Source organism: Granulicatella sp. zg-84 (assembly GCF_010892375.1).
Lineage (GTDB): Bacteria > Bacillota > Bacilli > Lactobacillales > Aerococcaceae > WM01.
In genome coordinates, this window is record NZ_WNJX01000021.1 from 15,325 (window position 1) to 30,175 (window position 14,851).

Annotated in this window: 5 protein-coding genes and 2 pseudogenes; all 7 read right to left on the bottom strand. The window is 34.3% G+C overall.

The window, feature by feature from the left end; translation table 11 throughout:
* Window positions 1–11: 11 nt before the first annotated feature.
* Window positions 12–842, bottom strand: a complete 831-nt coding sequence (locus GMA06_RS05860) for a hypothetical protein (RefSeq protein WP_240328848.1) — start codon at window positions 840–842, stop codon at window positions 12–14.
* A gap of 8 nt (window positions 843–850) precedes the next feature.
* Entirely contained in the window at window positions 851–1,183 is a 333-nt protein-coding gene (locus GMA06_RS05865) for a hypothetical protein (RefSeq protein WP_163546614.1), read from the bottom strand.
* A 27-nt stretch (window positions 1,184–1,210) separates the two neighbouring features.
* The gene (locus tag GMA06_RS05870) at window positions 1,211–1,525 is read right to left on the bottom strand and encodes a hypothetical protein (protein WP_163546615.1); all 315 of its coding nucleotides are present in this window, start codon (window positions 1,523–1,525) and stop codon (window positions 1,211–1,213) included.
* A gap of 85 nt (window positions 1,526–1,610) precedes the next feature.
* Window positions 1,611–3,845 (bottom strand): S8 family peptidase, encoded by a 2,235-nt coding sequence (locus GMA06_RS05875; RefSeq protein ID WP_163562011.1) that lies wholly within the window; start codon window positions 3,843–3,845, stop codon window positions 1,611–1,613.
* Window positions 3,838–4,905 (bottom strand): ATP-binding protein, encoded by a 1,068-nt coding sequence (locus GMA06_RS05880; RefSeq protein ID WP_163562012.1) that lies wholly within the window; start codon window positions 4,903–4,905, stop codon window positions 3,838–3,840. The genes GMA06_RS05875 and GMA06_RS05880 overlap by 8 nt, the downstream gene beginning before the upstream one ends.
* 166 nt (window positions 4,906–5,071) lie before the next feature.
* Window positions 5,072–5,734: pseudogene (locus GMA06_RS05885) on the bottom strand (DNA-binding protein).
* Window positions 5,735–5,776: 42 nt separating this feature from the next.
* Window positions 5,777–14,530: pseudogene (locus GMA06_RS05890) on the bottom strand (helicase-related protein).
* Window positions 14,531–14,851 lie beyond the last annotated feature (321 nt).

Genomic DNA, 14,851 nt, shown 5'->3' on the forward strand with positions numbered 1-14,851 from the left:
TTTAAATCTTCTTATTGCTTTAATAGAAATTTATGAACAGCTTCTAATGTAAATGCGTATGATAAAATTGACAAAAATATTACTATAATGCTAAGGAACATAACCGATTCAAATTGTTTTGTTTTAGCGATGAAACGACGAACTGATTGTATCGGTTTTTTCTTTTTTCTATCAATATAAACACTTATTACTCTAAGCAATAATATATAAGATATTAACTGTTGAATTACTCCTATAAATACGCCAAAAATTTTATATACCGATGCAAAAAGATTTCTTCCATCTGTTATTGTTGCACTCATTGTTGTCGCCATTTCTCTAAGATTAAGTCCATAATATAAGGTCAATGCAGAAACAACTATTGAAACTGCGATGAATTTAACTGTAACTTTTTGAACTTCTTGACTAATAGATATAACAAATAAAAATAATATACATATTATCAGTGGGATAAGTCCAAACCACTTTAAAAACAAAGAAATATAATCTACATATTCTTTAAAAAAACTAACTACTATAGAAGCTACAAACACTCCTGCAATGATTAGCAAAAAAACATCATTGTCATTAGAATTTTCACTTCTAACATTTTCAGCTCGTCTTATTGTAGTGTAATGATAATCTGGAGATTCAATAAAAGTGGTTTTAGTAGATATTTCTATCTTCGTATTAAACAATTTTAATATGATATTTTTAATTTTAGAAGTTAAAAATTTAACTTTGTTAACAAGTTTTATTATAAGTAAAATTAAAAATGATGCTATTAGTCCCTTGATAATATCTTCAGGTATTGCTTTTACCAATCTCCATAACCAATATATAATTGTATCAGGCATAGTCATCACTCCCCCTAATCCTTTTCTAATATCATATCTAATAATTTATATCCCAATGCAGTAATCCTAAATTTCTCAATGCCTCCATTAGCTTGAATCGGTATGTTGCCAAAATACATTGCTGATGTTTCTTGATGAAATCCCTCACAACAATATAATCTAAATAAATTAAGCATTGCCAATTCATATTCTTCTTTAGACAAACAAAGATGTTCTCGTACAACATTGCCATCTACGTACGAATTTTTGTTATACCTAAGATTATTTCTATCTAAACTGGTATGAATTGCTGATAAAATACGAATTTCATTTTTAGATAGATTTTTTAATATTTCTATAAACACCATTGCTATGTCTGTACGATTTTCAGCAAACTACCAATTAGAAAGAAGATTAGCCCACAAATCTTGCACTTCATCCTCTTCTTCCATAAAAGCATTACCTAATATTTCAAATAAAAATTTTGGTGGCAATGGTGTTTCTTTGCCAATTGAACTTCTTTTCGTTTTTTTCTGATCATATTTGTCAAAAAACTTTACAGCATTATTCCATCTGTAATAATTCAGTTTATCTAATAAAACATCTCCAATTTTTGCTAAAACTCTATTATTACTATTCTGTATCCTAAGCTTCCCTCCTATACCACAACTGTTAATTTCTATTTCATATATCTTATCTTGATTCTCCATATCTCTTCACCTCTTATACTTGCTATAATTTTTATAAATATTCCATACCATTCCATTTACTGTCGATAGTGCAAAAAAACAAATACTATTCCCACTTAATTTCTTCATTAACTTTTTGGTGAATATCTACTCTATTAACAACATCGATTACATTTACTAACCAACCATTTAATGTACAACTTCTGATAAATTCATCAATTCTATTAACTCCATTCATTTCTTTGAGTGTTACAACAACACCAAACTTAACTCCTATACCATCTTGAGGAGCTAATCGGTTATTTGTCTTTACTTCCATACCCCAGTTTTTATTTCTATAAGAGTCTTTTGGTATCATTCTTTTTGTAGCACTCTCTGCGATATACTTTACATTATCCCATTTTCTAAACTGCTTTCTGGCTTCACCTTCCAAAAGATAATTTCTTTCTCCCTCTGAGGTGTCTTCTGTATTCTGTTTATCCCCCTTAATATCCTTGATTTTTTTATCATCCCCTATTCTCCCAAAATGTAAATTTAATTCCGTATTTGTATAATCCACACCTTGCAATCTATCACACAATGGAAAATAACACATAGTAGCCTTTGCAATATATGGATACTTGTTATCCTTTAGAGGCACTGGAAAATCGTAGCTATAAGTATTCCATTTTTCACTAACGTCTGATACCACAAATTTTATTTCATCATCTTTTGTTTGAATAATATCGTTTATATGAATTGGTACAACTCCATGCCCATATAAAGCAACTTCCTCAGGAGTCGGTTTTTCATCCCAACCTCTTGCAGCGTCAATAATCATGGCTTTTGCAACTTCTCTATTAAGTCCCAACACATCAATTAAATAAGATAATTTTCTCGCAATCCAAGGCGCAGCATAAGAAGTACCAGCAACACTCGCAGCCCCTAAAGGTTCACAAACCCTAATGTACTCTTCTTCACTGCCACCATAATAGCTCACATCAGGCTTTGCAAAGAAAGATAATACTAATCCTTTACGAGCATATTTAGTAGACAGCCCATTCTTACTAACTGAATTTACAACTATACTATTAACAGAATCTGCCGGAGATCCTATTTTTACTATATCTGCACTTGGTTTATTTGTTCCTGCCACAACAAATATTACATTGTTTTCAAACTGAATTTTATCTAATGTTGCAGCTTCAGCAGAAATAAAGTTGTCATTAATTTCCTGATTACTACCAAGTGAAATATTCCAGACTTTTATATCTGAATTGTTTACTACAATACTCTTTATTTTCTTTATTATTGAAAATGAAGAAAATTCAGCACCTACCGCTACTCCAAAATGCCTAACCTTAAATCTTCCGCAGCCATCGTCCAGCCAAGGATTTAATCTTGCTCCATCAACGATAATGGAAGATACTGCTGTCCCATGATTATAATCTTTTGGATTTTTTGGTATATCTTCTGAGACCATATCATGATATTCAACCCAATCACTAAAATAAACACTTTCATCAAATAAGGTATCTATCACACCAATTGTTGGTTCAATAGTTGGGGATGATATAGTTACCATTTTTGTTTGATACTCATTTATAAAATCATCAGGTGATAAACTTGACAAATCAACGGTTGCCATTGAAACAAGATAAGGTGCTTTTACGAAAAGTAGTTCTATCTGCTTTTCGTCTAAGTAAACAGTTTGATTATCTAAAATTCTGCTACTTAAAATATCTATCCCTAATCTTTCAAATAATAATTTTGTATCTTTTCTTACATCATACAAAGTTATAATACTTTGTTTTACATCTATCGTAGGTAACTCTACCTCAAAAGAATCAATATACGATACATCTGCAATCACCTGTTTAAATGTAGACATACTTACAGAAAGGTTTTTAAAAACTTCTGAATTAACAATACTTTTGTCTTCAAATTTGCTCTTGCTGATATTTCCTTCAAATTTTTGAGATAATATATTTGAAGTATTTACAATTAACTCTATGCTTTTAGTTAAATCATCCTCATCAAGAAAATACGTTATTATATGCTTACTCTTATCTAAATTAAATTTTGCACCAACAATTGCATCATTAGAAGTCGTCCCTTTAAAAAGTCCTGCAATTCGATTACTTTTCGCAACAATTTTATTATAATAAACACTAATTAAAATTCCTTCAAATGGTTTTGTTTCTTTATCCCAAAATTCTTTAATTTGGCTTAACTGAGATTTTAACCTTAACAAATGCTGTGTGCTAACATCATTTTTTCCATTCATGGCTATACCACCGCCATTAACATTTCTACGTGCTTGTACAAAGCGTTTCCCTTTTAATTCCAAAACATTATTCACTATCTACTTCCTCCTTTTTCAGCTTTCTTGATACAGCACTTTTAGACTCCCCTTTTAACTTTTCTATTTCTCTTACAGTAAATCCTTCTTCATGAAGTTGGCTTATGTCCTTTTGATCCAGGTTTCCTATCAAACTATTGTACAATCTTTTCAAATAATCATACTCAGAACCAACATCACTAAATGCAAGTGATGTTTTTATAATGTTTTTTAATTCTCCGGGATAAGGTATTTTCTTTGCTATCCTCAATATTTTTTTAAATAATCTTGTATCCTTGGATATTCCTTTAAAATTCTTGATAAATGAAGAAAAATAATATTCAGCAACTTCTATTAAATCCTCATCACTATACCTATTGAAATTAATAACAGCATCAAATCTCCTAATTAATGCTTTATCAAAATTTGAATATAGATTAGTTGTTGCAATAAGTACAATCTCTTTATTAAGGTCTGTCAATCTATCTAATTCTCTTAAAATTGTGGATGTTACTCTTCCCATCTCTCTAATATCATTAGAATTAATTCTATTCAATGCAATAACATCAATTTCATCAAATAAAAGCACAACCTTATTTGCATTTGGAAGCATATTTATTTCTCTAAATACTTCTATTATGTTTTTATTACTCTGTCCCAACTTGCTATCTATCAAGTTTTCAAAATCCACCCTAAAAAGAGATCTATCCAATAATCTTGCAACATTTTTAGCTGCTTCTGTTTTTCCACTTCCCGGTAATCCTTCAAATAAAAATTTATTAATACCAAGATTATGGTTTACAGCGTTAATAATACCTTTTATATCTTCTGTTATTTCAAGTGGTAAATTTAAAGCCTCTAAATTTCTTATTTCTACTTGTTTTAAAAACTCACTTTCAAAATCACTACTTTGTGGTGAATATAAATTTGATTCAGATATTAACCCCATAATATATTCGGATAACTGATAATCTCCTATGCTATCAAAATATCTTGCTATTGCTATTGCTTCATTTCTAAAGGAATTTTCATTCCTTTCCACATGGTATTTTATTAAATTCAAAACATTTTGTTTTTTCATATTGCCATACCTCCTATTTTCTTTATTATTATATCATAAATCGGGACATGTTTCTATATTTATGGGACAAATATTTAAATTTTAATTTCTACATCAAAGGTTATATTAGCGATCCTTCATGATTAAAAAAAGCCGGTGCAGTCCTAAGACCACACCGACCATATATTTATCTCTCAGCTTCTTTTGATGCTTCTTTCTTTTCTCTAGGCTTTTCCTTATTATCTTCAGCCTGATATTTCTTGATAGCTCCAAGAACAGATTCTTTCTTTTCTTCCTGTCTTTTCATTTGTTCTTTTGCCTTTAAGAGCTTTGAAGAAAGTATCTTGATGTTAGTATGTTCCTTACCGTTATCATCAATGGAAGTTCTAATCTGTCCAAAAAGCTTCACAAAATCTCCCTGCTTAAAATCCTTTGGAATATCACTCTTTTCTCCATAAGCGGATCAATTATGATATACCTTATTTTCCTCATCATCTTTAGATACAACAGAGAAATTTGCCACCTTAAAGGCTTCTCTATTCTTGTTTTCTCTTTCAACTACATCGACCTTGCCGACAACATTTCCAACTATATTTATAAGGTTATCTTGTTCTTCCTGAACATAAGGCAGATCTTTTATCTATCCCTGTTCTCTTAAATCTTCAATCATATAGTCAAATTCCTCGTGCAGTAAATTAACGGTGTCATTGTCCATATAAGCCTCATAGAGCTTGTCTAAAGCACTTTCATCGTTGATACCTTTTTCCATGCTGATAACCGCCTTAACAAAGTCATTGTGATTATCATTGACCATATCTTCAATTCTATCTCTCATTGTTTTGTAATCCATGTTTTTATCTCCTTTCATGGTAAAAGGGAGGTTGCCCTCCCGTTATCGTACATATTCCTGTTCTTTTGTAATTTGTTTTTCCTCTGTCTTGCTCTCATTTTGATAAGCTCTTATCTGACCTAAAATAGATGGCTTATCACCCGTTTTCTGTGTGGCTTCCTCTTTGGTATACAGATTGTCCTCCACATCATAAGTTGACTCAAAATAGTCGCTGTCCTTAAAGTCATTGTCATATCTGTCAGTAATTCCATCATTATCAAGGTCTTTAGAAAGTAGATCATAAAAGTTACCTTCATCATCAATGTCAAGTCCAAGTGCTGCTCTTAAATCTTCAGAATCCACATAGACTAAATCTTCAAAAGAAGATAGCTCAATCTCATTTTTTATGTTCTTTAGAGTTTCATTTTCTCCCTTGTTCTCATAATCAAAGCTCTCTGTTTTTATTGGTATATCATCAATATACTGTGTCCATGTATTATCCTCTAAATTAAGCTCATACTGAATACCATGTCTTTCATCTGGCGTATTCGTATAGGCAATGCCTATGTGCTTCAAATCAGGATACAAGGTGTTAAAGTCATCATAACTATGATTTTCTTTGTACTCTCTGTTACAGAAATCAATAATTGCTCTTTTTACATCTTCTACAAGTGGATTATCATTTCTCTTTTCTTCAACATCTCCAATGTCAAGCAGCTTATTCAGTTCTGCCAAGCGAAGTACCTTACTCTTTAATTCATCAGCTTTTTCAAACGGATTTTTTAATTCCTCTTTGGCATTTTCAAGCTGCTTTTTTGTGCTGATGAGCTTTTCTTCAAGCCTCTTTAATTTCTCAGGCATTTTCTCAAGAGCGTTATCCAGTCTTGTAATGTTACCGTCCGCACTCGTTCCAAGCTCTCCTGAATACTTTGTAGCACCATTTAAGCTAAAGTCATGGGCATTGGTAAAAAAGTTGTAGCTTACCTCTAAATCTATATTTCTGTACTTGCCGATAATCTTGCTTCCATTGATTTTCACTTTGGAAATGGCTTCAAGCAGCTTTTCTCCAGCTAACTTCTTATCGGTAATCTTTTCTCCAAAAAGGGTAATGGAAGTAAACTTTTCTCTCCTTCCTCTTTAGGTTCAACTTCCGATATATCTTTCCTTACAGCTTCTATTAGCTTTTCCGTTCTTGCAATTTCTTCCGGATAGTTTTTCGCTACCTTATTCTAATCTGTAACGATTGGACTTATAGTTTGATTCCAACATCTTCAGCTTCGTAACCTCGTTATCCAAATCCATCTTTTCTTTAATCTTAGGATCACCTGTAGCAAGAGCTTTAATCTCTGCATAGTTTAAACTGCTTTCATCTACATCTTCCGCCACACGAACAGGAGTCTTTGAAGTCATAATCTGTGAAATAAATTTCTGTTTGTTTTCTATCGTCTGACACAAATAGGCATAAAATGTGTTCTCTGTAACATAACGATAGATATTTACTTTCTCATTTTCGTTACCCTGTCTTACAATTCTACCCGCACGCTGTTCAAGGTCAGCAGGGCGCCAAGGGACATCGAGGTCATGAATTGCAACCAGTTTGTTTTAAACATTCGTGCCGGCTCCCATTTTCTGAGTAGAGCCGATCAATATCCTCACATCTCCTTTTCTTACCTTTGCAAATAGCTCGTCCTTTTGCTTATCGGAACCTGCTTCATGGATAAAGGCGATTTCTTCTTTCGGTATTCCCATTGCTACAAGTTTATCCCGTATATCATCATAGATATTAAACTCTCCATCACCTTTCGGTGTGGACATATCAGAGAATAGAAGCTGTGTTGACCTATCTTCTTTTGTCTTATCCCAAATGGCAAACACATTTTTCACGCAGACATTTACCTTGCTGTCAGGATTATCAGGTAGCAGAGGATTGATTAAACGCGGATCTAAAGCAAGTTTTTTACCGTCATTAGTAATTTTTAGCATATTATCTTCATCAGGCTCTACCACCCTATTTCTCACATCATCTGCTCTTTCAGATAAACTCTTTAGGATTTCCTTTTGCTCCTCACTTGGCAAGGTCTTAATAACTTCATAGTGTGCTTCAGGTGTTGGAAGATTTAGCATATCTGCTGTCTGAATATCTTCAACTTCCTTAAACATTGACATTAGTTCAGGAAGGTTATAGAACTTCGAAAAACGAGTTTTTACTCTATACCCTGTTCCCTCCGGAGAAAGTTCAAAAGCAGATTGTGTTTCCCCAAAGGTAGAAGCCCAAGAATCAAAATGCTCCAGATTGTTTTTCTTTAGGCTTTCATACTGAAGATAACGCTGCATGGTATAAAGCTCAGTCATAGAATTTGATACAGGAGTTCCCGTTGCAAAGACAATGCCTTTTCCATTTGTCATTTCATCCATGTATCTACATTTCATAAACATATCGGAGGACTTAAAGGCTTCACTTTGACCGATTCCTGCAACATTACGCATTTTTGTATAAAGATAAAGATTTTTGTAGTTGTGTGCTTCATCAACAAAGAGCTTATCAACTCCTAATTCCTCAAAGGTAATGACATCATCTTTCTTAAAATCGTCATTTAATTTCTCGAGCCTTGTTTCCAGTTTCTTCTTCGTCTTTTCAAGCTGCTTTACCGTAAAGTTCTGATTTCTATCATGCTTATATTCCTCAACATAGTTAATGATTTCATCAATCTGATCCTGAATATGCTTCTCTTGATATTCCTTAGACATAGGGATTTTTTCAAACTGCGTATGCCCGATAACAACGGCATCATATTCCCCTGTGGCAATCTTCCCGATAAATCTCTTTCTGTTTTTTGGCTCAAAGTCTTTCTTATCAGCCACCATAATGTTCGCAGACGGATAGAGCTGCATAAACTCACGACCGATTTGTCCTGTTAAGTGATTGGGTACAACAAACAAGGACTTACTACACATTCCAAGTCTTTTAGATTCCATTGCAGAAGCTACCATCTCAAAAGTCTTTCCACTACCCACGACATGAGCAAGCAGGGTATTTCCTCCGTAAAGACTTCGTGCGATAGCGTTTCTCTGATGAGGTCTAAGTTCTATTTTAGTATTCATTCCCTCAAAAGAAAGATTACTTCCGTCATATTCTCTGTTTCTTATCGAGTTAAAACGCTCATTATACAGTTTTACAAGGCGGTTTCTTCTTTCCTGATCGTTAAATATCCAGTTCTTAAATTCTTCTTTTAATAACTCCTGCTTTTGTCCTGCAAGCATGGTTTCTTTTTTATTTAGGACAGAAGTTTTAGAACCGTCCGGATTTACAATCTGGTCAAATACCTTTGTTTCTTTAAGGTTTAGAGCATCTTCAATCAGCTTATAGGCATTTACCCTTGATGTACCATAGGTCATTTCAGCGAGGTCATTTCCTCTATCCCTACTTTTACCTTCTACATTCCATTCACTTGTCAGGTTTGAAAACTTAACCTTAATATCCCATCTTGCATATCCCGGGGTTTTCAGCGTTTCAAAGATATATTTCTCAATATCTTTAATCGGTATCCAAGTTGCACCAAGACGCACATTGATTTCACTTGCTTCAAGCTCCTTTGGGAGAACTTTCATAAGCTCAGCCTTTTGGTATTCCGAACGATTCATCTCATAGCTAATCAGTTCTTTTTCTTTACCATCTTCTGCATAGCCAAGATGGGGGAGTTCTCTTTCCGTTTGTCTTAGCTTTGCAAAGTAGCTGTCTACGATGGCAATCTTATCCCTGATATTTCCTGATAGGTACTCATCTTTTGTTACATAGCCATACTTATAGGAGTTGCTATCATTGGCACAAGCAAAAGGTAAATCTCCATATTCCAAGTTAAAAGACAGTGGTCTATAAAAGTTTTGTTCCTCTCTGATATTTAGATAAATCTCTCCCCTAAGTTCCTCAATCAAAGTCGGTCTGTCTTTACCTGTCAGGCTTTCCATATAGTCAAAGTCTACATATCCTTTTTCAGATACCGATAAAACAAGGGCTTCTAAAGAAGTATCAACATGATCTATGACTTTAGCCTTTGTAATAGTTCTTTTGGAGAAAATATCTCCCTTTGCCTTGAAATTTTCTTCTTCATCAAGGATTTCAATGGAGGAAACAAGTGGAAAGTTGCTATCCTCTTTTAAAGCTCTGGTATTGCTTAAATTATTTACAAAGCCATGCTTATTAGAAAAACGATCATAGACTTCATTTAGTTTTTCCTGTGAAGCCTTGATTTCTTCCTCACTAAAATCTTCTTTCTGCTTGTAAATCACATCTTTTAAGGCAGCATTCAGCTCAAGATAATCCTTGATTTTTTCTTTGTTTTTATCCGTTAACTCTTTCTTTACAAATAGGGAGTTTTCTCTGTAATAGACTTCATCATCAATTAAGGTATAAGAGAAGTTCTTTACATCATCCGTTGCCGGGATTGAAGTGATTTCATCATCTAAAAGCTCTATTTCTTCATACTTGGCATCTTTTGAAATTCTTTCTCTTGCAATCTCGATACGATCCTTCAATGAAGCCATATTTAGCTCTGTGCCTAAATAAGCTATCGGCTCACAAGTTAGAGTTTTTCCAAATCTTCCGCTTACTTCACGCATTGAGCCAAGTACCTGTTCAGGATGATCAACAAAGTATTTGTTATATACAAGACCGTTTTCATCTTCCGCAAGGTGTATCCAATCTTCATCACGCTCTAATACGCTATCTCTTTTCTTTAGAAAGATAATATCGCTTGTTACCTCTGTTCCGGCAACACTCTTAAAAGTATCGTTCGGAAGTCTTATCGCTCCTAAAAACTCAGTCCTTGCTGCAAGATAACGTCTGACACTTTCGTCCTTTTTATCCATTGTTCCACTTGATGTGATAAAGGCGATGACGCCGCCGTTTCTGACTTTATCAATAGACTTGGCAAAGAAATAATCGTGGATAAGGAAGTTATTTTTGTTATACTCCCTGTCATTGACCTTATATTCTCCAAAGGGAACATTACCGATAACTGCATCGAAGAAGTTATTGGAAAAGGAAGTTTCTTCAAGTCCTTTAATCTGTATATCACTTTCAGGATATAAAAGTTTTCCAATCCTACCGCTTATAGAGTCAAGCTCTACACCATAAAACTTTGACCTACGCATTTCATCAGGAAGATTTCCTATAAAGTTTCCGATGCCCATTGATAGCTCAAGGATATTTCCGCTCTTAAATCCCATATCTGAAAGTGTCTTATATACGCCGTCAATAACAGTTTTCGGTGTGTAAAAGCTCGTTAGGGTAGATTCTCTTGCAGCTTCATATTCTGCCTGAGATAAGTTTTCCTTTAGAAAGCTCCTCGCTTCTTTCCACTGTCCGCCTTTTTCTTCATCGAATACATCAGCAAGTCCACCCCAGCCTACATACCTTGCTAAAACTTTCTGAGCTGTACTGTCAAGCTCTCTTTGCCCATTCTCCACTCTATTAAGCATGGAAATTGCTTCAAGGTTATTATTTAGCCTTTCACTTGGAGATAACTTTTCAGGTAATGTTTCTTCCGTAATCTTGAAGTTATGAGCTTCTGTTCTCTCTATTTCACTTTCTTTAGCAATAGTTTCAGGCTTTTTATATGTCAGATTTTCAAATACTCTCTCAAGATCGCTTTCAAGACGATAAGGAATTACATCGGAGCCTGTTATCATACCGCCAAGATATTCGGTATTATCCTTAACTGTTACCGTCTTTAAGTTATTTCCCATATCATCAAAGCGTGTGATGGTGTAGTCTTTCCCCTTATAGTTCACTTCATCGCCGATGATAAATTCAGGTCTTTCAAGACTTATTTGTCTTAATAAATCCTCATTATCTGTAAAGGCTACAATCGGGATTTGATGATTACCTTGTCTTACAGGATCAAGCCATAAATCATTTCTTCCTGTAATTTGATTTTTAGAAAGCTCTCTTACTTTGTACTCCACATGATTAAAATAGACGGTATCGCCTTCTTTAACTGCAAACTCATCTGAAAGGCTGTCCTCTTTTTCATTAAGCTCTACTTCTTCTTTTTCCTTTAGATAATCAAATAAGGTAGCCTGAAAAGGTTCTGCTTTTATGCTTTTTTCTACTTCTTCAGGTGCTTCAAACTCTGTATTATTCTCCTCAAAACTTAGCTCTCCATTAAAGACATGATGAAGCTCCTGCTCATCCATCTGCTTTTTAAGTTCACTGTCTTTAAGTTCTCTAAAGGTCTTTGGAAAATCCTCTAAAACAAGCCTTTGGACATTTAATTCCTTTAACTCCTCAAGATTAAAATATCCCCATTCAGGTTCTATCCCAAGTACAAGTCCAAAAGCATCTTTACTTTCCCTGTCATATTCCGTCATATACCAAGTCCAGTTAGAACGGAAAGGAATAATATATGCTGCATGAACCTCTTTATCCGCTAAAGCTACATCTTCCTGTGCGTAAAGTTCAGGTACTCTTTCAAGCATTTCATCAGTCATTAAGTTTTCAGGATTATCTTTAGAATAATATTGCGGTGCTTTTGCTTCTTCTATCTCTGACTTACTTTCTATTTTCTTTTCTTCAAGATAAAGATTTTTAGAAAGCAGCTCGTCAATATACTTTGCCATACTTGACCAAGTAAGGAAAACATCATTACAATTATTCTTCTGTAATTTAAGTCCCTTTGCATCGTGCCATTCATCACTTCCCATTGCACCTGATACTGCATGACTTCTACCACCTATGCCATATTCGTCTTTTAGAAAATTAGCTTTTTCCTGCAAAGTATGAGTTTCTTTGAAAAACTTTGTTATTCGCTCTTTTCCTCTATCGACGCCACTTCCTCTTGAAAGATTTTCAAGGACTTCATCTTCTGTAATAAAGGACTTTACTTTTGGAAGCTCTGTTAGATTGGTACTATATTCCTTTCGTGGCAGCTCAAGTTCCTGTAACCTCTTATATAGACTATCTACCTTGTGATAGTGAAACCTTAATACATTTCTCTTTTCTTTGTATCCCCCTAAAAATCTGCCATATTCTTTGATTGTTTCCTTTAAGTATTCAGGATTTTTTAATGCTTCAGACAACCTTTTCGTTTCTTCCGGAAAGCCTCCTCCACTTGTTTTCAATAGTTCAAAATATCCCTGTGCTTGTCCTTCTTCGCTTAAATCATGCGTTAGATACCATAGTGATTCTGAAATCCGATTTCTTTCATAATCAAGAGCCTCAGAAAGATCTACATTTGTAGCAAACTTACCACTATCAAGAAGCTCATTTATTCTACTTGCTGCATCACTCCAGCTTAAAATTTGCGTATCATCTTCTCTTGCAGAAGTTCCATAAGCTAAATGAATGCCTTTATCCGAATACCAGGAAGATACTTCTCTTTCATCAATGTAAAATCCATTTCCTCCTCTAAAGGTATTTTTTAGATAATCTCCCAATTCTTCATTGCTCTTTCCTTTAGAAAACTCAGCGATAACAGGAAGTCTACTTCCATCATGATTTCCTCCGTTAATAAGGATAGTATCTATATCCCTTTCATTAAGCGGAATTGTGAGCCTCATCTGTCCGTAGGTATTTTCAGGTAAAGAAAAAGAAGCCTTTTCAGCCTCTTTTAACTCTACATTAGTATTATCTTTTAAATTTCCACTACTTCCTTGATTGTCATTTCCTTCAGAGCTGAAATCATCGCCCCATACTGTGGATGGTTCTCGTCCTCTATCTTCCACGCCTTCATCAATTTCGGCTTCTCCGTTCTCATAAACTCTATCGCTTGTTTCTGAATATCCATCAGGTGTCCTGTCAGCTTCTTCTCCTTGTATAGATCCACTAACATCTCGAAGTGGCTCTGCTCCTCTCTCTGTGATAAATAATCCAGCCTCATCACTGCGTAGGTCGGATTCGGATACTCCCTTATGAAGTCCATCTGTTCCTCCAAGCTGTTTAGCGTATTCTCCCTGATTTTCTCTATTATCTCGTCCGTACTCTCCATTTCTGAGAACTCGCTCATTTTCATTTCTTTTCTGATCATCTCGTCGAAGTACATTATTATCTCCTTTCTCAATTTCTTCTTTAATCCTATTGTATCCTGCTTCTTTACCTCTTAAAACTTCTTTTTTAAGCTCAAGCTCTTTGCTTCTTTGAATAGTTTCATCAATAATCTTTCCGCTAATATCCGATACGGTTTCACCAAGACTCATTAGGGATATACTGCCAAGTCTTTGAAAATTTTCTCTTAAAAGCTCATTATCCACAGGATAGTCTACCTTAAATCTTGAAGCTACTGCATAACTCGCTGAGTCCCTAACAAATTTGGTAAAGGATATTCTATCCTCATCAGCTATTCTAAGCTCATTCATAAGGCTGTCTATCTTTTCATCACCGTAAAGTTTACTTAAAGAAAAGATATTTTCTAAGGTGCTTTCACTTTCCTCATAGCCCTCTCTTGTTATCATTTCCTTTAAGACATCCCTATGAGCTTCCTTATCATATCTCCAAAGATTGACTTCATTGACCTCCCTGTTTCTTGAAACTGTCTGGCTTATATCAAAAATATATGCCACTTTTTTGTATGTGCCATAGTCCTCTAAAATTGGTATCCCTTTCTGTCCTCGCATAACTGTTCGGTTAAAGCGTTCCCTCCAATAGTCGAACTTGGCACAGGCTGTCGCTTCAGGATTTTTATCATAGATACTTAATTGACTTCTAAAGTCGTATCTTTGATTATTTCCGACAACTTTTAAGAGCTTTAGATACTCTGCTTCATTATGCAGGACATCTTGTTTTACAAGTTCTAAAACGTTATGAAAATCATTTATTCGCATGTTTACCTCCTTCTTTTTTCGGCTCTATAATAAATCGTGTTGGTGAGAATAATCCACCAGCACGATTTTGTATATAAAAGTGGACAAAAAAAGAGAAATACCTGTATGATTAAATCACCACAATTAAACAAGGAGGTATTTCTCATGAATTATTATACAAAAAAATTGGGCTCTATAATAAATCGTGTTGGTGGGAATAATCCACCAACACGATTTTGTATATAAAAGTGGACAAAAAAAGAGAAATACCTGTATGATTAAATCACCACAATTAAACAAGGAGGTATTTCTCATGGATTATTATACAAAAAAATTATTGAC